General features: G+C 56.3%; 17 protein-coding genes. 8 read left to right on the forward strand and 9 right to left on the reverse strand.

Annotated elements, in window-relative coordinates:
* The first annotated feature begins 21 nt into the window (after positions 1 to 21).
* The 3 genes from A3850_RS08290 to A3850_RS08300 all read left to right on the forward strand — a co-directional run bounded on the left by A3850_RS08290 (position 22) and on the right by A3850_RS08300 (position 2,525).
* Positions 22 to 807 (forward strand): ABC transporter permease, encoded by a 786-nt coding sequence (locus A3850_RS08290; protein ID WP_068215511.1) that lies wholly within the window; start codon positions 22 to 24, stop codon positions 805 to 807.
* Between the two features lie 55 nt (positions 808 to 862).
* A complete protein-coding gene (locus tag A3850_RS08295) occupies positions 863 to 1,708 on the forward strand; it encodes an ATP-binding cassette domain-containing protein (protein ID WP_157500987.1) in 846 nt (281 codons plus the stop codon).
* Positions 1,709 to 1,769: 61 nt separating this feature from the next.
* Positions 1,770 to 2,525, forward strand: a complete 756-nt coding sequence (locus tag A3850_RS08300) for a metallophosphoesterase (protein ID WP_068215516.1) — start codon at positions 1,770 to 1,772, stop codon at positions 2,523 to 2,525.
* On the opposite strand, the gene A3850_RS08305 is transcribed toward A3850_RS08300, so the two are convergent.
* From A3850_RS08305 to A3850_RS08315, 3 genes are read right to left on the reverse strand one after another with little or no spacing between them, the layout of a single operon-like run.
* Complete coding sequence (locus A3850_RS08305) at positions 2,493 to 3,215, reverse strand: TIGR04283 family arsenosugar biosynthesis glycosyltransferase (protein ID WP_197494017.1); 723 nt, start codon at positions 3,213 to 3,215, stop codon at positions 2,493 to 2,495. The two genes, A3850_RS08300 and A3850_RS08305, sit on opposite strands and share 33 nt — an antisense overlap.
* Before the next feature lie 17 nt (positions 3,216 to 3,232).
* The gene (locus A3850_RS08310; protein ID WP_068215518.1) at positions 3,233 to 4,267 is read right to left on the reverse strand and encodes an aldose epimerase family protein; all 1,035 of its coding nucleotides are present in this window, start codon (positions 4,265 to 4,267) and stop codon (positions 3,233 to 3,235) included.
* Between the two features lie 48 nt (positions 4,268 to 4,315).
* Positions 4,316 to 5,395 (reverse strand): methylmalonyl-CoA mutase family protein, encoded by a 1,080-nt coding sequence (locus tag A3850_RS08315; protein ID WP_068215520.1) that lies wholly within the window; start codon positions 5,393 to 5,395, stop codon positions 4,316 to 4,318.
* Positions 5,396 to 5,767: 372 nt separating this feature from the next.
* Between A3850_RS08315 and A3850_RS08320 the strand changes: the two genes are divergently transcribed.
* Positions 5,768 to 10,081 (forward strand): response regulator, encoded by a 4,314-nt coding sequence (locus A3850_RS08320; RefSeq protein WP_082921704.1) that lies wholly within the window; start codon positions 5,768 to 5,770, stop codon positions 10,079 to 10,081.
* A gap of 34 nt (positions 10,082 to 10,115) precedes the next feature.
* Here the strand turns inward: A3850_RS08320 and gpmI are convergent, their stop codons facing one another.
* The gene (gene gpmI, locus A3850_RS08325; protein ID WP_068215526.1) at positions 10,116 to 11,663 is read right to left on the reverse strand and encodes a 2,3-bisphosphoglycerate-independent phosphoglycerate mutase; all 1,548 of its coding nucleotides are present in this window, start codon (positions 11,661 to 11,663) and stop codon (positions 10,116 to 10,118) included.
* Positions 11,664 to 11,814: 151 nt separating this feature from the next.
* Here gpmI and A3850_RS08330 point away from each other — a divergent pair, with 151 nt between their 5' ends.
* Complete coding sequence (locus A3850_RS08330; protein ID WP_068215529.1) at positions 11,815 to 12,375, forward strand: RsmD family RNA methyltransferase; 561 nt, start codon at positions 11,815 to 11,817, stop codon at positions 12,373 to 12,375.
* A gap of 246 nt (positions 12,376 to 12,621) precedes the next feature.
* On the opposite strand, the gene A3850_RS08335 is transcribed toward A3850_RS08330, so the two are convergent.
* Positions 12,622 to 14,286: an AMP-binding protein gene (locus tag A3850_RS08335; RefSeq protein WP_068215531.1), complete on the reverse strand. Its 1,665-nt coding sequence runs from the start codon at positions 14,284 to 14,286 to the stop codon at positions 12,622 to 12,624.
* A gap of 324 nt (positions 14,287 to 14,610) precedes the next feature.
* Here A3850_RS08335 and A3850_RS08340 point away from each other — a divergent pair, with 324 nt between their 5' ends.
* Positions 14,611 to 15,000, forward strand: coding sequence for a hypothetical protein (locus A3850_RS08340; RefSeq protein ID WP_068215533.1), 390 nt, complete (start codon positions 14,611 to 14,613; stop codon positions 14,998 to 15,000).
* 119 nt (positions 15,001 to 15,119) lie between these two features.
* Here A3850_RS08340 and A3850_RS08345 read toward each other — a convergent pair whose 3' ends face one another.
* The gene (locus A3850_RS08345; RefSeq protein WP_068215535.1) at positions 15,120 to 16,688 is read right to left on the reverse strand and encodes a M56 family metallopeptidase; all 1,569 of its coding nucleotides are present in this window, start codon (positions 16,686 to 16,688) and stop codon (positions 15,120 to 15,122) included.
* A complete protein-coding gene (locus tag A3850_RS08350; RefSeq protein ID WP_068215541.1) occupies positions 16,685 to 17,068 on the reverse strand; it encodes a BlaI/MecI/CopY family transcriptional regulator in 384 nt (127 codons plus the stop codon). Before A3850_RS08350 ends, A3850_RS08345 begins: the two co-directional genes overlap by 4 nt.
* A 142-nt stretch (positions 17,069 to 17,210) precedes the next feature.
* Between A3850_RS08350 and A3850_RS08355 the strand changes: the two genes are divergently transcribed.
* Positions 17,211 to 18,602 carry a hypothetical protein gene (locus A3850_RS08355; protein ID WP_068215542.1) on the forward strand — a complete coding sequence of 464 codons (1,392 nt, stop codon included), beginning with the start codon at positions 17,211 to 17,213 and terminating at the stop codon, positions 18,600 to 18,602.
* A gap of 64 nt (positions 18,603 to 18,666) precedes the next feature.
* Here A3850_RS08355 and A3850_RS08360 read toward each other — a convergent pair whose 3' ends face one another.
* Together A3850_RS08360 and A3850_RS08365 are read right to left on the reverse strand one after the other, a co-directional pair.
* Positions 18,667 to 19,281 carry a hypothetical protein gene (locus tag A3850_RS08360; RefSeq protein WP_068215544.1) on the reverse strand — a complete coding sequence of 205 codons (615 nt, stop codon included), beginning with the start codon at positions 19,279 to 19,281 and terminating at the stop codon, positions 18,667 to 18,669.
* A 54-nt stretch (positions 19,282 to 19,335) separates the two neighbouring features.
* Complete coding sequence (locus A3850_RS08365; protein WP_068215545.1) at positions 19,336 to 20,895, reverse strand: TlpA disulfide reductase family protein; 1,560 nt, start codon at positions 20,893 to 20,895, stop codon at positions 19,336 to 19,338.
* A gap of 284 nt (positions 20,896 to 21,179) precedes the next feature.
* Between A3850_RS08365 and A3850_RS08370 the strand changes: the two genes are divergently transcribed.
* On the forward strand, positions 21,180 to 23,069 hold the full coding sequence (locus tag A3850_RS08370) for an amidophosphoribosyltransferase (RefSeq protein WP_068215547.1): 1,890 nt from the start codon (positions 21,180 to 21,182) through the stop codon (positions 23,067 to 23,069).
* The last annotated feature ends 37 nt before the right edge of the window (positions 23,070 to 23,106 follow it).

The following is a 23,106-nucleotide window of genomic DNA, read 5'->3' on the forward strand; positions in this document are numbered from 1 at the left end:
TGAACCTTAACAATAATCGAGATGCCCTCCCTCAATCCCAAATCCTGGTTCAAGCCCTTTGAACGGATCTCCAAGCAGCACACGGCCTTTATTTCGGCTGCGTGGGTGGTCCTGATCCTGGCAATTTGGTTCATCGGCACTTCTGGTTCCACCAAACTGTTCCCACCTCCTTCGTTGGTTTGGGCCGGTTTTGTGGACCTTTTCAACGAAGGGCTGGTCAGCCACATCGCTTCCAGCCTTTGGTTGTGCGCGCAGGCTACGGTGATCTCCGTAGTGCTCAGTCTCATTGTCGCTTATCTATCGCCGATCCCGGCCATCCGGCCGCTGGCGGTCATGCTTTCACGGATGCGGTACCTGCCCCTGACAGGTATCACGTTTTACCTGGCCATGGCTGTTAATGGTCCGCGGGAAATGCAGATTTTGGTCCTCGTAGTCTTCATGAGCCTGTACTTCATCACTTCGCTGCTGGGCGTCATCGCGGCCATTCCGCAGGAGGAACTGGACCACGCCCGTTCCCTCCAGTGTTCGCGCTGGGAGGTGCTCTGGGAGGTCGTCATCAAGGGACGGCTGGATTACGTCATCGAAGTTCTCCGCCAGAACCTGGCCATCACCTGGATGATGCTCGTTACGGTGGAGTCCATCCTCATTGCTACCGGTGGGTTGGGCGTCCTCATCAAGAATTCGGATCGTTTCGGGAATCACGGCCGGATAGTCGCGCTGCAGATCGTCATCCTCCTCGTCGGTCTGGGCATCGATGTTTTCCTGAACTTCCTCCGCAGGATGCTTTTCCGTTACTCTAAGATCTAGTGCTTTGGTGTTTTGGTCCTTTGGGCCAAAGCACCAAAGTACCAAAGCACTATCTATGCGCTACCAACACGCCGAAGCCATCCTCCAAGTCGACAACGTCGGCGTAGCCTACGGAGACAAGCAGATCATCCAGAACATCACGTTCAAGGAAATGGACGTCCTGCGGCCGGACAAGGTCCAGGGCCAGACGATCGCTTTCGTGGGCCGCTCGGGCCGGGGTAAGTCCACCCTCTTCCGTTCGCTGGCCGGGCTCGAAAGGCCGACTGAAGGCACCATCCTGATCTCCGACCTCGATGCGCAGGAAGGCGACACTCACCCGCCCCTCCGTGGCGTACGGGAGGGGGACGTCGGCTTCGTCAGCCAGAATTACGTGCTGTTCCGCCACAAGACCATTCAGCAGGCGATGGAGTTCGCCATGCGTAAGCGGGAGGACGTTACTGACGCTGAAAAGCAAACCATCATCGACCAGCACCTGAAGGATTGGGGGCTGGAGCAGGTCCGGGACCAGTATCCCAACGAACTGTCTGGTGGCCAGCGGCAACGGACGGCTATTCTGGAGCAAGTCTTGAGCTCCACGAATTACATCATTATGGATGAGCCCTTTTCGGGGCTGGACGTCGGAAATATTCAGAACGTCATCAACGCCTTCAAGCTCATCAACCTGAGCCACGAGTTGGCGACCATCATTTTCTGTACCCACGATATTGAGTTGGCCGTCGAGCTGGCGGATAGCCTTTACGTCATCGGTTACCCCACCAAGCCGGATGGGACGCTGGATAACGTCGGCACCCTCGTCAAACACTTCGATATGAAGGCCCGGGGCGTTGCCTGGTCGGATCACTTCAGCCGCGAGCACCAGTTGCTTGTCGAGGAAGTGAAGCAGGCCATTATGGAATCCTAACCGTACTCGAACATAGCTTACCCGAAGTGCCGTTATACCGTCACCGCAACCAACCCCACCTTTGTTAAAGATCGCGCAAATCACGGACCTCCACCTACTACCTCCGGGCGAGTGCCTCATGGGTTTGGACGTGGTCGCCCGATTTGAGCGAGTGATGGCCCACGCGGCTAAGTTTCAGCCGGACGTCTATTTTTTTACCGGTGATTTCTGTGCCGCCATGCCGGAAGAACGGGAGATTTTCTGGCTCGGTAATCGCCTCTTCGAGCTGGAGGTGCCCTACTTCGTCGTTCCGGGAAATCACGACGATCGTACGATGCTTCGCAATGCCTTTGAGTTGCCGGGAGACGGAGACGAACCAATTCTTCAGCGGGTTACCATCAAGGATCGGACCTTTTTGTTACTCGACACCCGCTACGCTAAGGTTGGAGACGCTCAGATCAACTGGCTACGCGAGCAGTTGAAAGATCTTGGCTCGGCAAACATCATCATGCACCACCCGCCGCTCAAAGTGGGCAAGCCGTTCATGGACGATAATTATTCCCTGGACGAGGCCCAGAAGGTCTTACAGGTGCTTCAAGAACACGATGCCCCGGTAGTGGTATACTGCGGCCACTACCATTCTTCGCGCACGATCATTGACGGTAACGTAACCGTCCATATCTGCCCGCCCACCAGCTTTTTTATTAAGCCGGATGCGGCCGTTTTCGAACAGGATGAACTGCCGCCCGCCTACCAGCAAATCGTGTACGTCGGGACCGGCAAACGCACCGTAACCCCTTTCTACCTATCCGAAAGCCCGTCGGTACCACCCCAATAGTCGATCGTTTTTGGCTCCCAATCGGTAAGCGAGGTAAAGCCCCACGAAGACCAATTGCGTATAAACTACCCCGTGTTTTCGGTACTTCCTGGCCGAAGTCGTCACCGTTGCGCCCAGCAAGTGAAAGCCGCCGCAATGCTGTTTCAAGCGACGGATCAGATCGTTGTCTTCCAATAACTCCATCCCTTCGTCGAACCCTCCAACGGACTTGAAATCAGCGCTGGCTACCAAAAGCGACTGGTCGCCAAAGCGAAAAGCTTGCAGGTCAAAACGGCTTAAGTACCCATATAACCGGAGGGGAGAATACCGTTTTTGATAATCAAACCGCAGCCGAAATGCCGCCGGTAGACCCAGATCTATCGCATCCCTCAGCTCGCTTTCCCAGTTTGGAGGAACGATGGTATCGGCGTGCAGGAACCAAAGAAAAGGTCCTTTTGCAATCATAGCTCCCGCATTCATTTGTCGGGCGCGGCCGCGGGTGCCAAGCAAAGTGGAGCAACCGTAGGACCGAGCGACGGCTAGGGTACTATCCTCACTTCCTCCGTCGACAACGATCACCTCCAGACCTCCCTCACCTTGAACGTCGCCCAAAGCTTCGAGGGTCGCTGGCAGGGTAGCCGCCTCGTTCAACGTAGGAATGATGACGGAACACCAGGGAGAAGAAGATTGGAATGAAGGAATAGCTTCCAATTTAATGGGTATTCCAGTTAGCTGAACCGGTAAACCGTCTTGGTTTCGTACATCAAATTTTTACCGAGATATGGGGTGCGGAAGTTGGCTTGATTGGGGGAGTTGGGGAAGTGCTGGGTTTCCAAACAGATGGCGCCATTCGTAGGAAAGGCCTGGCCGTCGCGCCCCGTAAACTGGCCCGCAGCGAAATTGGCCGTGAAGACCTGTAGCCCCGGCTCGGTAGTGAAACAGCTAAGCTGCCGGCCGGTCTCCGGGTCACGCAGATGAGCTACCTTCCGAAGGGTGCCATCATAATCATCAACTACAAAGTTGTGGTCGTACCCGTTTGTTCGTTGTACCTGCGGGTGCTCACCGTGGAGGTCCTTGTCGATGGGTTTTGCCACCCTAAAATCAAAAGGAGTACCGTCAACTGGCTGAATTTCTCCCGTAGGAATGCCTTCATCATCGATGGGCGTGTATTGGCTCGCCCAGAGCTGCATCTCCTGGCCCCGAACGGTAGGCGCCGCTCCGATATTGAAATAGGCGTGGTTCGTGAGATTAAGAATCGTGTCCTGGTCCGAGGTGGCGGAGTAATCAATCGTCAGTGCGTTATCGTCATCCCAGGTATAGGAACAGAGTACGGTGAGTCGACCGGGGAACCCCATGTGCCCATCCTCACTCACGTGCTTGAGCACCAAGGTAGTGCCGGCCATATCGGTGGTGCCCTCCACCATCCAGACTTGTTTGTCGAAGCCTTCCGGCCCGCCGTGCAATTGGTGAATTCCTTCGTTGGGGACGAGTTCGTAGGTATGCCCGTTCAGTGAAAACTGAGCTTTGGCGATCCGGTTACCGTACCTGCCGATGCAGGCTCCAAAGTAGGGGTGGTCACCGAGGTAACCTTCCAAGTTATCGTACCCGATTACCATTTCGGCACCGTCGATAACGATTGATGTGATCGTAGCTCCGTAGGTGCTGATCTTTACGGTGTTACCGTGGCGGTTGATCAGCGTGAAAAGGTCTGCGTTGCCCTGACCGGGGACGACGCCAAAGTCGTCTTTTTTAATTGAACTCATTAGCTGGGATAGAAAGCGAAAGGTGGTCCCATAACTTAAGCGAGTTCGCTAAAGTTCAACCGCCGTGGCAAAGCCTCCCTGCTCCACCAAAGATTGATATTCCGACCAAACGGCTTCCGTTAGTGCTGAGGTGACGGTCGCTAACTGAGTTTCAACTGCTTGTAGGTCGGCGTCGCTCCCTTGGCTGCGGTGTACGTCGATGGCGTAATTTCTTGCCCTTACGGTTGGGGTATCATCAACTTGCTCCAGCGGGGTAAGGAAGGCAACGTCCGCACCGCCCAGGGCCATGGACCGCGCTTGCTGCAAAAGCAGTTCCTGATTCTCTTCCCAGTCACCCGTCATGGTGGTGATGTCCGTATGCGCCCCGATCTGGGTAGCTACGGTGTCGGATACGCCGAACTCGGCCAGTACCTTTGGCCACAGCGCGCGCAGCGTTCGCAACTTGGCTACATCTCCGTGAAAGGAAGTGCCAACGGTTACCGCAAATTTCAGGTGTTGAGCCGCAATAGTCGGTGAGTAACCGTGATCCTGAATAGCCTTTAGGTAGGCGGCCCCTTTGGATAGCGCAAGGGCGATTTCGGCGTCCGCCACGTCCGTACCGTTATTGAAACCGGCGGCGTTCACCTGGAGGACGGCAAAGCCAGGCATCCACCGGTTCACGAAACTAAGGAGGCGCACGAGTGGCGGAAAAGGAGCGTCGGACCAATCCAGTAAAGGATCAAAGTCGATAGAACCTCTCACTTTGCTCAGGTCTATTCCTTCCGCCCGGAGGTAGGTGATGAGGTCCCGGAATAACTCCGCGGGGTCCTGACCGGGGTAGCGCAGACTACAGTGAAGTTCCGTAACCGTCGGGTCGATATTTTTCAAGATCCGCCGAATTGCGGCCGTATCCGGTTGCCGGTAAAGCCGGAAAAGTAAAGCTTCCGCTCCTCGCTCGATCTCCGCCTGGGCGTAGCGGTTCATTTCCCCGTAGGAACCTTCGTCGATGTAAGCACCAACGCGGTAGGGTAATTGCTGTGTGCCGGGGAGTGCCGAAAGGTCATCATCCAAATCGTAGATAGACTTCCCGGATAATTGATCCGACAAAGTCGTCGTCCAGGAATCAAAGTTTAAATCGGATAAGGACATACGCTGGGGCAGTTAAGTCAGTTCGGCCGTGGCGGGGGGAGGAGGGCCTTCCCAAAAGAAAGCATAAAAGATTCTTCCAGCCACGTTGCTGGCTGGGAGCCAGCCGTTGATGTTGGAAAGTTACGGTACCGCTACTCAATTTTCCGGATATCGATTCGCAAATGCGTGGGTAACAATTGTTAGGGATGCGATTTTTTGCCAAGGCACTTTTTAAGCTACGTCAAGAATGTGTTGATCACTTCATTTGAGTTGATAATGTCGGCGTAAAGCAGGAAGAAGCTCAGTAATATTTGTTTCCTTAACTTGAGGGTACGAAGCCTTTGCTTCTGGTTCTTTTGGGTCAGGACCCATGTTTATAGTGTCAGCGATTTCATGCAATACAGATTTCAATTAATTTTCCTCCTAATCGTGGGGTGGTGGGCGTTTGCACACGCTCAGCAACCAACGCTCACCTTCGTTAACTACAATACGGAGGATGGGCTGCGGAACAACTCCATCAACAGCCTGGCCAAAGACCAAACGGGTTATCTCTGGCTAGCCACCAGCCGGGGACTCTACCGTTTCGATGGTTACCGTTTCAAAGAGTTCCTGCACTCCAGTACCGACTCCACCTCATTGCCAGACAACTCCGTATCGGTTGTATTTGCCGACGATCAGGATCGGGTATGGGTCGGTACCCAGGAGGGCGGCGTAGCGCTCTACGACCGGTCACTAGACCAATTCACCAGCTTCAACAACGCCGACCGGCCCCGGAAACGGATCAGCCATAATCAGATCACCGGCATCGACCAATTGAGTGACGGCACCATCATCGTCACTACCGCGGCGGGGTACAATTTATTCGACGAGGGCACCCGTACGTTTCGGATGCGAGTGGAAGCCGGAGGGGTGGGTTTATTAGAGTTGTCCGGCCCCGCGTTGGCGGATACCCTGCGGTCAATCGTTGCCCGTTCCCATTTGCCCGCACCTGCGCGAGCGCCCAACTCGTCCCGTATTATATCGGGAGCAGCGCCCAAATCCGAGGAATCGACCTACGCCAGACTCGTCCGGTGGAGTGGTTACGTCTATTACGATAGCCGGCAGGCCTACGCCAGTTTTGAAAAGCATTTTACGCAGGAAGAAACCCGGCACCTCTGGCCCCTCATTCAACCGCATTTGGAACCGGAGGTAAAGAAGAATACGGGGCTGAACGGTTACGCGGACATCTCTGCCCTCCACGTTGACGACGAGGATAATATCTTTTTGGGTTACAAATGTGGTGGGATTGGCATCATCAAACCGGGGGCGAGTGAGCCGGAGATTCTCCGCCATAACATGCGGAGTACCACCCTGGAGTGCGAACAGGTGAACGGTCTGTACCGGGATGGGGATACCCTTTACGCCGGTTTATTACGCAATGGGTTGATTACGCTGGACCTCCCGACCGGCCGGGAAAGTAAACCCGCAATGAGTAGTGCGGCCGCGACATTCTACGGTGTGGCCGGCAGGGGAGAGGACCTCTACTTCGCAACGACCTCCGGGCTGATCATCTACCACAAAAAGACGGGATCGTACGAGCAACTACAACGAGCACACAACCACGACTGGACCATCATTGCCAGCGAATGCGCTGCCGTACTACCAGATGAAGAAGGCGTAATTTGGGTTGGGCACTACGCTTTTGGCCTGAGTAAAGCGACGCCCGCACAGGCGATCCGAAGTAATCCAGAACCAGGTGGAGAACCCCTTCCGGAAGGTATGCGCTCCGCCAGTACCTTCCTGCAGGATGCTCACGGTAACCTCTGGGTAGGTTACTTTGAAGGCGGCCTACGAAAGCTGGACGCCACCACTCTCGAAGAACGAGGGCTCTACCTGATCGACAACGCCAATGGTATCCGACGTTCTTCCATCTTCACCCTCCACGAAGGGCGGGATGGTACCCTGTGGGCGGGTGGGTACGATAGCGGCTTACTGCGGTACGATGTTGCGGAGGACACCTGGTCGGTCTATCCCAACAGCCGCGCCATCTTTGGGGGGAATGACATTCGGAGTATCGTAGAAGACGAGCGTGGAAGACTTTACGTCGCCGTCCACGGGGTAGGCGTGACGGAACTGAACCCACAAACGGGAGAGCACCGCAGCTTCCCAGCGGATCTCGGTGCCCGGTACACCCCGTACATTTTTGACCTGATGATTGACCGCCAGGATCGACTCTGGATGGCGGGCGTTGGCGGAGTATTTCGGCTGGACGCGGAGCGGGAATCCATCGTAGCTCTGATTAGGCCCAGTGAAACGGGCAGCCAATCTTTCTTCCACCGAGCGAACACCATTGCGCAGTCAGCGGATGGTAACATTTGGGTAGGCACTCAGGAAGGCCTTTTGAGTCTGAATGAAGCCGGTGAGCACCGAGCGGACCTATCCATCCCAGAACAGCTCCAGGCACACGCCGTTCTCAACCTCCAGTTTGAAGGGGCCGGGGGAACGGGCCGGCTCTGGATGGATCAGGAAGAACAGCTTTGCGCCTTCGACCCGACGACGGGCGCCTTCAGTTTGTACGAGCCACCGGCTCACTACCAGGCGACGCTCTATCGCAAAGGCGCCAGCGCACGCTTAGGCGACGGTGATCTGCTGTTTGGGTACAATAATGGACTGTTGCGATTCACCCCCACTAAATTGGCCGAACCGGGCATCCCCGCTACTCCGAGCATCACCAGTGCCGAATTATTCCAAACCGGGCAGCAGAAAGAATTCATTGCTTTAGCACCGGGAGAGACCCTGAGCTTACCCAACGATAATCAAGGTTTTTCCCTCAACCTGAGTACTTTTTATTACCCACAACCTTCGGCGGTAGAGTACGAAGTGCGGCTGCAGCCCCTTGGCGGAGAGTGGCAAAATCTGACGGGCGACGCGCCGGAATATTCCCTTTATCACCTTCCACCGGGGGAACATACGGTGGAATTCCGCGCCTCACTGGCCAGTAGAAAAGCCTACTCCGACGTTGCTACGCTGAACATCGAGGTGGCGGCGCCCTGGTACGCTAGTAACTGGGCTTACGCACTGTACGGCTTCGCTATTTTGCTGGCGCTGTATGGCTACCAACGCTTCATCAAAACGCGGGAGGCCCTGCGGCAATCCGTCACCATTGCCCGGCTGAAAACGGAGAACACTCAGGAAATGGCCACGTCGAAGGCGCGGTTTTTCGTGAACGTCAGCCACGAACTACGGACGCCACTGACGCTCATCAACGGCCCACTTACGGAACTGATGAAACCCACCGAACCAACGAGTGGGCAGCGGCAAAAACTCTACCGGCTGATGCACCGGAATACCCAACGCCTACAACGTTTGGTGGACCGGTTGCTTGACATCCAGAAGATCGAAAATGAATCGCCGGACCTCCGCTTTGAAGAGGGGGATATTGTGGCTTACCTCCGGTTGTTGGTGGAGTCCTTTCACCCACGCGCTCAATCCGCCGGGGTGGAACTTAGAGAAAGTCTGCCGGAGATGATCACCCGCGTTAACTACAGCCCGGAAGTAGTGGATCGCATTTGCACCAATCTGCTCTCCAATGCCATCAAGTTCACGCCTGAAGGGGGGACCGTACAATTTCGCGCATTGATCCTGGAGGGAGAAAGTGGCCGCGAACTCCTCATCAACGTGATCGACGATGGCCCCGGCATCCCGAAGGACGAGCAGCAGTACCTGTTTGAACGCTTCTACCGAGGAACTAACGGGCAAAAAATCGCCGGATCCGGTGTCGGCCTCTCCATCGTGAAGCAATACACGGAACAGATTGGTGGTGAAGTTTCCTGCCTGAGTGACGTGGGGCAGGGAGCCACCTTCAAGGTCCGGTTACCGCTTCACCCCGCCGTTGTCAAAGCCAACCCCACTATCGACGAGGAAACTTTAGGCCAGGTGACTATCGATAAAGTTGACGATCAACGACCCCACGTTTTGATCATTGACGACGACGCGGACGTACGCGAACTGCTCCGCTTCGGTTGCGAGACCACCTACCAGGTAAGTGAAGCAGCCGACGGCCTGGAAGCGCTGGAACGCGCCGAAGCCCTTCAACCCGATTTGATCTTGACCGACCTGATGATGCCCGGCCTAGACGGTATTGGGGTATGCAAAGCCATCAAAGAAAACCCGCGGACGAGCCACTTACCGGTGATCCTCCTCACGGCGCGGCACAGCGATTCCGCCCGGACCCTGGCTTTGGAGGCGGGGGCTAACGATTTTCTCACGAAACCCTTTGAGCTTGACCACGTCCTCAACAAGATTGAGAACACACTCCAGACCCTGGCCGCCGCCCGGCGAAAGTGGGTCGCCGAACCCGAAACGCTCCAACCGGAAGACTTCCCCGTCGTGGATACTGACGTTGTTTTCCTGCGGCAGTTGCGGGAATACGTAGAGGAGAATATGGACGCTCCCGAAATGAGTACTGATGCGCTCTTCCGCCACCTGGCCGTGAGCCGATCCGTTTGCTACACGAAGGTGAAGGCACTGACGGGGCTGCCCCTGCAGGCTTACATCAAGGAACTACGCATCGGCCGGGCCCGGCAGTTGCTGGAGATGACGGACATCCCCGTGGGGGAGGTTGCCTTCCGAACTGGATTTAAAACAACACAGCACTTTAGCCGGAGCTTTAAGGAAGTGGCGGGGAGTAGCCCCACTAAGTTTCGGGCCATGCACCGGCCGGAGTGATTTGAGGTGCTGTCCCTTTTCCAGTCTTCCTAAGCTAAGAACCTTGCGCCTTCAGTAAGCTGGACCCCGACATAGCGGCTGGTTGCTCTACGCGCATCAGTTCGAGGAGGGTGGGGGCAACGTCTCCCAATTTGCCGTTCTGGGCCAACTTAGCGTCCGCCCGGGGGCCTACGTAGATGACGGGTACAGGGTTGGTCGTATGTGCAGTCTGTACGGAGCCATCGGGGTTGCGCATCTCGTCGGAGTTGCCGTGGTCGGCGATGACGAGGACGTGGTAGCCCAGTTCTTCCGTGACGCGGAGGATGTCGCCCAGGCATTCATCCACCACTTCGGCGGATTTGACGGCGGCGGCGAAGTTGCCCGTGTGACCCACCATATCAGTGTTGGCGAAGTTGAGGCAGATGAAGTCTGGTTGATTTTCCCGGAGGTCCTGAACAATCGCGTCGCGGATGCCGTAGGCGCCCATTTCCGGCTTTTCGTCGTAGGTCTGGACGTCGCGGGGGGAATCGATGAGGATGCGGCGTTCGCCGGGGAACTCATCTTCCTGGCCGCCGCTGAAGAAGAAGGTGACGTGGGCGTACTTTTCTGTTTCCGCGATCCGAACCTGGGTTTTGCCCGCTTTACTGACGACTTCACCGATGGTTTCGTTGAGGTCGTCCGGCGTGAAGAGGACGTCCACGCCGGTGAATTTTTCGTCGTACTGCGTCAGGCAGACGTACCGGAGATTGGGGATGGGTACCATCGCTTGGTCCGGAAATGGCTCCTGCGTCAGCGCCCTCGTGATTTGGCGGGGGCGATCGGTGCGGAAGTTAAAGTTGATGACGACGTCGCCGGGTTCGATGGTCGCGACGGGGCTGCCGTCAGCGTTCGTCATGACGATCGGGTCCGCAAACTCATCCGTGTTGCCGGCGTCGTACCAGGCTTGCAGACTGTTGACAGCATCGCGCGAAGGCGTGCCGATACCTTGGACCATGAGATCGTAGGCCTTGCGGATGCGTTCCCAGCGAGTGTCGCGGTCCATGGCGTAGAAGCGGCCGATAACCGAGGCCAGTTGGGTGGGTTTACCAGCGAGGTGCTGATTCATCTGTTGCAAGTAACCCGTGCCGGAGGTCGGGGAAACGTCGCGGCCGTCCATGAAGGCATGAATGAAGATCTTTTCGTTGCCGGCTTCGGTCGCAATGTCAGTGAGCCGTAAGAGGTGCTTGATGTGGGAGTGGACACCACCGTCGCTCAGCAGGCCGATGAAGTGAACGTTCTTATCGTTGACGCGGGCGTAGGTCAGGGCGTCCTGTAGGACTTTGAGGTGCTGTAATTCCCCGTCGCGAATACTCTTATTGATGCGCGCGAAGCTCTGGTAGACGACCCGGCCGGCCCCGATGTTGAGGTGACCTACTTCGGAATTTCCCATCTGGCCTTCGGGCAGGCCGACTTCTTCCCCGTAGGTGATGAGCGTCGCGTGGGGGCAATCGCGGTAGATGCGGTCGTAAACGGGCGTGCTGGCCTGGGCGATGGCGTCGTCTTCCGGGCGGGCTCCGATGCCCCAACCGTCGAGGATGATGAGAAATGCTTTGTCGTTCGTCATGCGGGAATGCTTTGTGGCGCGAAGATAGTTGCGAGTGTCGAGTTGCAAGTGTCAAGTAGCGAGTGTCGAGTGCGCTACTCGCCACTTGCAACTCGCCACTTGCAACTCACCATTATCTTAGCGCCCCTCCTCTTACCCAACACCTCCAGCTATGCGCATCATTTCCGGAAAATACAAAGGCCGCCGCTTCAGCCCCCCCGCCGATAAATGGCCCACGCGGCCCACGACGGACTACGCCAAGGAAGGCCTGTTCAACGTGCTGAACAACTGGTTTTACTTTGAGGACCAGCGCTTTCTCGATCTGTTTGGCGGGACGGGTTCCCACGATTACGAGTTCCTCAGCCGTGGGTGCACGGACGTGACTTACGTAGATAAGCACGGCCCGGCCGTCAAATTTGTCGAGCGCACGATCGCAGCCCTGGGCGAGGAGGAGCACATCAAGATCTTCCGGATGGACGTATTTCAGTTCATCAAGCGGCCGGTGCGGCAGCCTTATACCTACATTTTTGCGGGGCCGCCGTACCCGTTGCCCAACATCCCGGAGATCCCCGATCTCGTTTTTGCGGCGGGCTTACTGGCGCCGGGCGGGCTCTTCGTCCTCGAAACCAACCCCCACCATGATTTTGCGGATGACCCGCGCTGCGTGGAGAAACGGAATTATGGGAAGACGATCTTTTGGTTTTTTGAGCACCCGAAGGGGGAGGAGGAGTAGGGCGCTGCTCCCGATATAATGCGGGACGAGTTGGGCGCTCGCGCGGGTGCGGGGTGATTGGGAGATGCTAGGTAAAAAGGACGCGAAAATCCATAATAGAAAGCCTCATCATGGAATATCACCTCGAAGGTTTATTTCGAAAACTCAATGTGGTAATAACACGAAAGCCCAGGGTCGTCGGTCCTGCGGACCTTGGGACCCTGGGCTTATGGGGACCCTTTCAGGGTCTGGCGTGTTAATTCGGGATTACTCGCGGAGCATGCGGCGGAGGATCTTGCCGACGTTGGATTTGGGGAGGTCTTCGCGGAATTCGATGGCCTTGGGCACCTTGTAGCCGGTGAGGTTCTCGCGGGCGTATTCGGTGACCTCCTTTTCCGTGAGGGACTTGTCCTTTTTGACGACGAAGAGCTTGACGACCTCGCCCGATTTTTCGCTGGGGATACCGACGGCGGCACACTCGAGGATCTTGGGGTGGCCGGCCATGACGTCTTCCACCTCGTTGGGGAAGACGTTGAAGCCGGAGACGAGGATCATGTCCTTTTTACGATCGACGATGCGGAAGAAGCCGTCTTCGCTCATCATGCCGATGTCGCCGGTCTTGAGCCAACCGTCCTGCATGACCTTGGCGGTTTCGTCCGGGCGGTTGTAGTAGCCCTTCATGACCTGGGGGCCTTTGACCTGGATCTCGCCCCGTTCCTCGGAGGTGGCGACGCGGTTTTCGTCCTCATTCCAGATGCGCATGTCGGTGCTGGACATGGGGAGGCCGATGGTGCCAATCCGTTGGTTTTCGTTGAGGGGGTTCATGTTGGTGCAGGGGCTGGCCTCCGTCAGGCCGTACCCTTCGCTGAGGGGGACGCCCGTCAGTTTCTGCCAGGCTTCGGCGACGGGGCGCTGCACAGCCATCCCGCCCCCAACGGCGAGTTGGAGGTGGCGGAAGTCCAGTTTCTGGAAGCCCGGGTTATTGAGCATACCGTTGAAAAGGGTATTAACCCCGGTGAGGCCGGCAATCTTGTTATCCTTGAAGGCCTTGACGAGTGAGGACATATCCCGCGGGTTGGTGATCAACACGTTGGCAATCCCGTGGGTGAAGAGCCCGAAACAATTGACGGAGAGCGCGAAGATGTGGTAGAGGGGCAGGGGGCAGAGCAGCCGGCCGTCCGTTGCCTCTTCCATTTTGGAGGCGAGCCAGGTTTTGGCCTGGAGGGCATTGGCAACGAGGTTCTTATTGGTGAGCATGGCGCCCTTAGAGACGCCGGTGGTGCCACCAGTGTACTGAAGGGCAACCGTATCGTCGGGATTGGCCTCAAATTGTGGAAGTTCGTGCTTCGTCCCTTCGTCGAGGGCAGTAGAGAACGTGACGGCGCCGGGTAGGTCGTACTTGGGCACCATGTTCTTCACGTTGCGTACGACGAAGTTGGTAATGCCACCTTTCAGGAAGCCGAGGAGCTCACCGATGCTCGTAGTGATGACGGTATTGATCTCCGTATCCTTAATGATCTGTTGCAGGTTAGCCGCAAAGTTTTCGGCAATGAGAATGCCCTTCACGCCGGCGTCGGTGAACTGGTGTTTCATCTCCCGGGGCGTGTAGAGTGGGTTCGTATTCACGATCACCAGGCCAGCTTTGAGGATGCCGTGTAGCGCGATGGGGTACTGCAACAGGTTGGGCATCATCAGCGCCACTTTATCCCCCGGCTGAAGGCCCCGGTAGTGGAGGTAGGCCCCGAAGGCGGTTGATTTCTTGTCCAGTTCCTTATAGGTCAGGTCCTTTCCCATGCAGTGGAAGGCTACCCGGTTGGCGTACTTTTTGGTAGAGGCCGCCAGAAGGTCTTTGAGGGCGGGGTAAGGGGAGGTGTCAATATTGGCGGGGATCCCGGCGGGGTACTGCGCTAACCAGGGGCGTTGATCGGACATGCATCGAAATTTAAGTTCGCGTAAATATATACCTGAACCAAAGTGCTTAGGCAGTTTGGCTTAGTTCTTTTCTCACCCTATCCCGTAGCAAAATGGGTGACGGAATGACCGCCGGGCAGGGTGACGTGGATGTTTTGACGTCTTTTATCGGTCTCCCACTTCAACTATCCGGAGTGCCGGGGTGTTTATTTTTAGTTAGCATACTGTTGCCAAATCCTTCTCGAGGAGGCTGTAGTATCTTTCCCCCGCGAACTTCACTTTCACCCGGCGCGACTTTGCAGACCGCCCGCTTATTTGACTCAAGCAACAAACCACCCAAGACACATGGAAAACGGAATTCTCACCGAAGGACAACAGAAAGACGCCGACCTGATCGAGAAGCTACTCGAGAAGATCGTCAAGAAAAAAGGTTTCGAAAACATTTGTGCCAACGCCGAAGGTTACGAAACCCCCGCCAAGATCCGCCGCGGTAAGGATACCGAAGAGTTTTTTATTCCGGACGTAACCGGTGAGGTGAACGGCCGCAAGTCCTACTTCGAGTTAGGCATGAAAACGGGCGACGAACGCCAATTGGTCACCAAATGGCGTCTCCTTTCCACCATCGCTCAACTCAAGCACGGCAAGCTTTACCTCGCCGTCCCGCGTGGCCACATGGCCTTCACCAACCGCATCCTGAATGACTACCCGATCAACGCGGAAGTGGTTAAGATCTGAGTCTAACCCGACTTACTTAAAAGCCCCAATCACAGTTAAGTGGTTGGGGCTTTTGTGCGTAAGGTTTTAGGTGTTTAACGGCGAAGTACTGCTATTGCGGGCAACGGTAGCCACTAGCCCTACTGCTTTAGTTTGATCAGGATGGCTCTGTCGTGGTCGGTGCCAAAACCGAGCGCCTTGACTTTGTCCTTGCCCTTGATGACGTCGATGCTCTCAATCTCGTCGGGCTGGATCTTCTTCCCTTCCGCGGCGTCAATCATTTTGCCGTCTACTACCCAGAGGATACCCTGCATTGATGGCTCTTCCGAACTGTTGGGCGTGGTTTTGATTGTGATGGCTGACCCATCACTTGGAGTGAACGTGGCACTTCCCGAACCGGCACCCTCTTCCTCCGGAAACATGAAGACATTCGTAGCGGAATTCTCCGTTGGAGCCGACAACTCCAACGTTTCGTAGCCCACGTAAGAGATGACCAGTTTCTGGTCGCCATCTGGGATGCGGATGGAGAAATTACCGTCAAAGTCTGTGATGCTCCCCACCTCAGTGTCTTTTACTACGATGACAGCCCCAATGAGCGGCTTCTTGGTGGTACCGTCGACTATCGTACCGGTGAGGACCCGTTCCGCCATTGGCGAGGCACCCGTAGTCGGGAGGGCCGTCAGTAACTCTTGCTTGGGCCCGGTAGAACCATAAGCAAGGGTAAGGCAAAGCGGGACGATGGCCAGCGCCGCGAGTAGGAAGGAGCGGCGGCGGGTGAAGCCGGTGAAGGGTGCGGCAGCGCTCTTCGGCGAGAATAAGCGCTGAATGCGCTGGGTAAAGGTTTGTTGGTCGGTTGCGGCCATGGTAAAGGGTTGTTTAGGAGATAAAGAAAATTGTGCTACGCGCAAGAGCGCCCGGGCGTAAACGGCCTTCCCCGTGTGGGGTGTGACGGCGTCGTCACAAGCGTACTCGCGTTCAAGATCGATTTGGCTGGATAACCAGTGGACCAGCGGATGGTAGAAGAATAACCTGACGGTCAGTTCCTGGACGGCATTCCAGACCGGGTCGTTCCGGCGAATGTGCATCAGCTCGTGCCGGAGGACGGCCAGTACTTCCTCTTCCGTGAGGTTATTCAGCAGGCCAACCGGGAAGAGGATCACGGGGCGAAAGATGCCAACCGTCAACACTTCCAGTACCCGGTTGCTAAGTTGCCAGCGGATTTCCGGGCTGACGCCCATTTTTGCTTTCAAATCCGTAAAGGCAAGCCGGGACGCTGGCAGGGGCAGTAAGCCTCCGCGCCTGGCCAGAATGGTCTGCCAGTAACGGTAAGCCCCGTGGCTCAGGTAGATCAATAAACCTGCCAGGTAAATGATCGATAAATATTCTTGCCAACCAGCCCGCAAATTCAGGCCGAGCTTTTCCAGATTGCTCGTCAAGGTTAGGGTGGCTTCCCTGCCTACGCTTTCCGTCAACAGGGCTGCTTCCGACCAGGCTTCCGCTGCGGACCACCACGCCGAAAGGAATACTACGCCGAAAACGAGGGGGAGACTCACGAGCGTAGCCACGTAAACCGAGTGGCGTCCCGCTGCCGTCTTGGACAGCCCTGAGAGCAGGTAGCCACTTCCAATCAAGAGGGTGAAGATCCAGATTGAGTGGAGCAGGCTGGTGGCCAGCCCCTCCAGGAGGGGGGAGGTGAGGAGTGCATTCATGGCTGATCTTTTTGCGAGGCGATCCAACGCTCCAGTTCGTTGAGCTCTTCCGCCGTTGGCTTGTCATTACCTAAGGCCCGGATGGCCAGCCGAATGGGAGAGCCTGCAAAGGCCGTGCGGGAAAGCTTCTCCACGAGCGCCGCTTCGGTAGTTGCCCGGTCGGTTACGGCGGAGTAACGATGTTGCTTTCCGTCCCGCTTACGCGAAACGAGACCCTTGCGGTGCATCCGTTGCAATTGGGTGAGGACGGTGGTGTAGCCTACTTCGCGTCCGGTACGCTTGCCCCAATCGTGGACTTCCTGTACGGTCGATTCAGGCCCCTCCCACAGGGCTTGGAGGAGGGCTAACTCGGCGTCGGAGGGTAAATAGTTATCAGCCATGTACAAAACTACGACTCGTGTAGTAGTTGTGCAAGTATTTTACGACACTTGTCGTAAATATTATGGGGCATACCTGATTTGGGGATAGTTGGGTAGCCTCCGTAATTTGCAGTGCCTAACTTTTATACCTAACCCTACACTGATGAAACAAGGCTATTGGCTTTTTCTTCTCCTCCTAATAAGCTATACTTCCTCTCTCACCGCCCAGGAAGTAGACCGCGAGCTCCTGATCAGCTTCGACCGGACCAAGCTCAATCTGGTACAAGTCCCTCACCGTATTACGGAGATCATTAGTTTGGGAGACGACTTTGCGCCGCTTGGCGTTGGGTACCGGGGGCTCGACTATACGCCTTACCTACTGTTTTTGCGAGAGGGGAGGAACTGGTCCTTCAACGACCTACTGAGCCGGACGATCCAGAACCAGCAAGCGCCGGAAGCCGTCTTGCGTATTACCGGTCTGACGGCCAATCAGCAGATCGGTTTTTCAGCCGTACGAATCAAAGTAGAGTTGGAAGCCGAGCTGCTTATCCCGCAGCCTGATGGTGATTACCTGGCGTACGGGCCGGTACGTCACGTACAAATGCAAACCGGTGGTGGAGTCATCCGTAAGGGTGCCCCCCGGGAAATTGCGGAACTATTGAAAGTAGTGGTGACGGAACTTTCCGCTATCGCTACGGCTGAAGAAGGGGGAACCCATCTGGCCAAAAGTGAACTTACCTCCGTACGGTCCACGTACCCCATTTCGGAAATACGAGCAAGTGACTTACCCAACGGTATCTTCCACACCTACATGGATTTCCGGGCCGGCGCGGTGGATACGACGCACGACATTCAAATGCGCCACCAAAAGACCATCTATACGGACGATCAGGAGCAGGGTTTTGGCAAACTCGATTTCGATCGTCCGGAAACCCTGGATAAATCCGAATTTCGGGGAATCTGGGGCGTGCAATACGAAGGCCAGACTGCGATCAATCTCATCGACGGGAACTTTTACAACCTTCGGCAAATGGAGGACGGTCGCTTTTACACGATGATCCCACCCAACTTCCTCACCTCGCGCTACGAGGGAAGCGGTAGCGTGGCTGCCATGAGCGGAGCGTTCGGGCTACTCGGTGGGCTAACGGCAGCCGCCTTCAATCAAATACGAGAAAAGAGTGAGATCACCTGGTTCGATTACGACCTGGCTTCTGGCCAACTCATTTCCGAGAATAGTGCAAGGGAGGCCGCCGGCGGAAAGTCCAGCCTTTACGTGGCCAGCTCTCACTTCAGTAAGACGAAGTTGAAATTGAACGTGGAAAGGGAGAACGGCGAAATGGTACCCATCAGCCCGGATGGCATGATTGAAGTAGGCGATTTACAATCTTTCCGCTTCCAGATTGGAGATGGGAAAATCATCACCGAAGCCGTACCGCCCGCCGAGGTAAATGAAACCGTCAGGTTTGCACGGATTCTCGTAAAAGGCAATGGTAGTTACCGCATCGATTGGTTAGGGGGCGAATCCGCCGAAGCGGAAGTGGATAAACTTCGGTAGCCCTCATTTTCTACCTCCCATCACTCCGCACCCGCGCCAGCGCCCAAATGAACTTCCGCTAAACCTACTGGATCAATCGCTCCATCTTCGCCCGGTTAAGCTGAGATGGGCGCTTAACGTCCCGCTCCGAAGTGCCGTCGGGCTTTACGATAGCGTAGAAGGGGTAGAAATTGCTGCGGAACGACTGCATGATCTTGCTGTGCGTGAGGCGATCCACGAAGACGTGGGTGCCGGGGATCTCCTTGCTCTTGACGATGGATTCCCACCGTGCCTGGGTGCCCTTCGACGAGGTGCAGAGGTAGACGAATTCGACGGGCAGGCCGGCCGTCTCCGCGTGGAGGGCCTTGCTGGCGGGGAATTCGCCGATGCAGGGCATGCACCAAACGGCCCAGAGGTCGAGGTAGAGCGCCTTGCCCGGGTGGGCGTCGCGGATGCTGGATAGGATTTGCTCGGCCGTTACGTCCGCCGAGGGCGCGTACATGGCCGCGCCGAAATCGTTCGGGATGGCACTACCGAGGCCGGCAACCGGCGTGGCCACGACGTGGTCATCCCCCGGGCTGGGAGGGTGCACAGTAGTGACGGGGCCTTCTTCGGCGGGGACGTCAGCAGCTTTAGGTGTACAGGCCGCGGTGGTGAGAAGAGCTAAAAGAAGGAAGGGGAGGAAGTACTGGTGACGCATGGGAATAAGTTGGTCGGTAAAGATAACGCGGGGCTAAAGAAGATGTGCGGCTACTTATTTGGTGAGCGCCTCCCGCAGTTTCTCCCGTGTCAGGCCGGAGGGGCGGCCAACGTTGAGGTTCATTTCCCCATCGGGTGAGATCAGTACGTAAGTGGGGTAACCCGTGCTGTTAAACAGACTCAGCAACTCGTCGTGGAGCTCCCGGTCCACCAGTAAATGGGTGCCGGCGAGTTTATACTTATCCGTGAGTTCCTTCCACTTACCCTCAGTCGTTTTGCCGTACTGGGCGCAGAGGTAGATGAACTCGACGGGTAGATCCGTCGCTGCTTCGTGCAAGTCGTGGCTGGAGGGGAATTCCCCGACGCAGGGCCCGCACCAGGTCGCCCACAGATCGAGGTAGAGGTACTTGCCGGGGAAGGCCGCGCGGAGGTTGGCAACGAGGGTGGCGGCGGACTGGTTGTTGTCCTGAAAGTAGCGTTTGGCGTTGTAATCGGTGGAGTCGATTAGGCGGGCGAAATCACCGAGGGTTTGGCTGGTGGCCTGAATATCCTTTGCGGATTCAAGTAGAGTGATTTTGGCCGCTAGCCGATCCCGCTCCGCAGCCATTTCTGCCGCTACCCACGGTGTCGTGACGGTCGGGAGGGTAGCGTCGATGTAGGCCTTGTGCTCGTACGGGTCGTTGCTGGAAGGGAAGATCTTAAAGAGGTCGGTATTTTTTACACCAAAGTCTTGCGCCACGGCAGCACGGGTTCTTGCGTTGGCCTCCAGCATAGTTTCCTCAGGCAGTGGCTTGCCATCCGGATCCTCCGGTCGTTTTGCGTGTCGGTAGTAAAGGCCTCTGTAAAAGGCCGTCCCTTCGTGGTTAATTACTTGCGGCACGAACGCCAGAACGCGCTTTTGCAGGTCCGCCGGGAGGGGTTCCTCCGAACTACGGTAGGCGGAAACGATGAAGTAGAGATGGGCCCCTTTGAAGGAATTCCGCCAGTATTCCGCCGCGAGCGGGTGCGCCTTTTTTAGGGCGGGTTCTTCGGTGTCGTACCGGTCCTGGTACAACGAATCAATTTTGCGGAGCTTTTCTTCCAGTGGTAAATCCTCATCGAACGCGGTAGTAATACCGTTACTGTTATAGTACTGGTATGGCCTCAATTCGATGCTATCATAAATGGCCAGGTAGCCGGCGCTCAGGTCGGCGCTTTCGCCGGAGAGTTTGGTAACCGTGAGCTTAGCGTCGTCCTCCTCCGTAGCGGCGATGTACGCCATCTCAACGTGCAAATCGCCGGAGAGCACGTAGCCTTCGAAGAACAACTCACCTATTTGCAGGTACAGATCGGCCAGTGGGTAACTGACCGGCAGCGGGTAGCTAAAGGTGCCATCCTCCGCTAAAGCAACCTCTTCGGAAATCTGGGTGCCGTTTGAGAAGGAGCTCGTGTACACGTCCAATTTGAGGTTCCCCAAGAGGCTATCCGGTAAGCCACTTATCCGTCCCGATAAAACGTGCGGAATATCGAGGGTCACTTCCTGGTAGGCGGGGAGGTACGGGGCGGGGTAGGTGGTTTGGGCGCTGCCGCAGGTGCCAAGCAATAGGACGAATAAGCCAAGTAAGGCGATACGCATAACGAAAGGTGTTCAGATTCAGTAATAGGGTAGCCTAAAGTTACAAAACCGGTGGGGCTACCGTTGAGTCTTAAGGCGGGAAGAATAGCCCGGTCACCCCCTTTCCCCCGCTCCTCCCCCAAAACCTCGCACCCGCGGGAGCGCCCAAATTCCTAACATCTCACAAGTGACAATGTGAACAATCAACCCGTCTAAAGCCCGCAACGTTAAGCTATCTTTGCACCCTAGATGAGCGAGCCTGGAGACCGACTACGGACTACAGACTACAGACTACAGACTACTACATGAGCGACGTAATCCACCACGAATGCGGCCTGGCCATGGTCCGGCTCCGCAAACCGTTAAGTTATTACCAGGAAAAATACGGGACGCCGATCCACGGCCTCAAGTGCCTCCAACTGCTCATGCGCAAGATGCGGAACCGCGGGCAGGACGGCGCCGGCATCGCCACCATCAAGCTCGACCACCCGCCCGGCAAGAAGTTCATTAGCCGCAAACGGAGTAACGACAAGAACTACCTCGACCACCTCTGGAAGGGCGTCTACCGCCGCTTCGACGAGCTGACGCCCGAGCAACTGCAGGACGGCGACTACCTCAAAAAGAACCTCCCCTACACCGGGGAACTGATGATGGGCCACCTCCGCTACGGGACGCACGGCAGCAACGACATTGAAACCTGCCACCCCTTCCTCCGCCAGAGTAACTGGAAGACCCGCTGCCTCATCGTCGCGGGCAACTTCAACCTGACGAACGTGGACGAACTCTTCCAGGAACTCGTCGAACTCGGCCAGTTCCCCAAGGAAAAATCCGATACCGTAACGGTACTCGAAAAGATCGGCCACTTCCTCGACGACGAGGTGCAGCGCATCCACCAGTGGCACAAGCCGGATGGCTACACCAACATCCAGATCAACGACATCATCGCCAAGGAACTCGACGTGCAACGCCTCCTTAAACGGGCCAGCAAGAAGTTCGATGGCGGTTACGTCATGGGCGGTATGATCGGCCACGGCGACGGCTTCGTGATGCGAGACCCCGCCGGCATCCGCCCCGCCTTTTACTTCGAAAACGAGGAATTCGTAGCGGTGGCCTCCGAACGGCCCGCCTTGCAGACGACCTTCAACGTGCCCTTCGAATCCATCAAGGAAGTCACTCCCGGCCACGCCCTCATCATTAAGAAGGACGGTAAGGTCACGATGGAGCGCTTCATCAAGCCCATCCCCCGCGCCGCCTGCTCCTTTGAGCGGATCTACTTCAGCCGCGGCACTGACCGCGACATTTACCTGGAGCGGAAAGACCTCGGCCGCCTCCTCGCCCGCCAAGTCGCCGAAGCGATTGATTACGACTTCAACAACACCGTCTTCAGCTACATCCCCAACACCGCCGAGACGGCCTACATGGGCATGATCGAAGGCCTCGAGCAGGAGCTCACCGACTGGAAAGAGAAGGAGATCGCCAAACGCCAGAAGAAGGGCAAGAACGGGTTCAACAAGATCCTAAATACGAAAGTCCGCAACGAAAAGATCGTCGTCAAGGACGGCAAGGCCCGCACTTTCATCGCCGATACCCAGAGCCGGGGCGATATGGTGAGCCACGTTTACGACGTCACCTACGGCATCGTAAAGGATAACGTCGATACCCTCGTGCTACTCGACGATTCCATCGTCCGCGGCACCACGATGCGGGATTCCATCATCAAGATCGTAAGCCGCCTCAAGCCGAAGCGCATCATCATTGTTTCTTCCGCGCCCCAGATCCGCTTCCCGGATTGTTACGGCATCGATATGTCCCGCATGGGCGAGTTCGTGGCCTTCCGCGCCATGGAGAACCTCCTCAAGGCGAAGGGCAAGAAGAAGTTGATGGACAAGGTCTACCGCAAGGCCCTCAAGGAATTGGAGAAGCCCAAGGAAAAGATGGTTAACGTCGTCAAAGAGCTCTACGACCAGTTCGACTACGCCGACGTCAGCGCCGAGATCGCCCGCATCATGACGCCCAAAGGCACCATCCCGCAGGTGGACGTGATCTACCAAACCATCCCCGACCTCCACAAAGCCTGCCCCAACAACAATGGTGACTGGTATTTCTCCGGCAACTACCCCACGCCGGGTGGCTTCAAGGTGGTGAACCGCGCGTTCGTGAATTATATGGAGGGGAGTGATGCGCGGGCTTACTGAGTAACGATTAACGATTAGTGAATAGTGATTAACGATT

The sequence above is a fragment of the Lewinella sp. 4G2 genome, from assembly GCF_001625015.1.
Lineage (GTDB): Bacteria > Bacteroidota > Bacteroidia > Chitinophagales > Saprospiraceae > Neolewinella.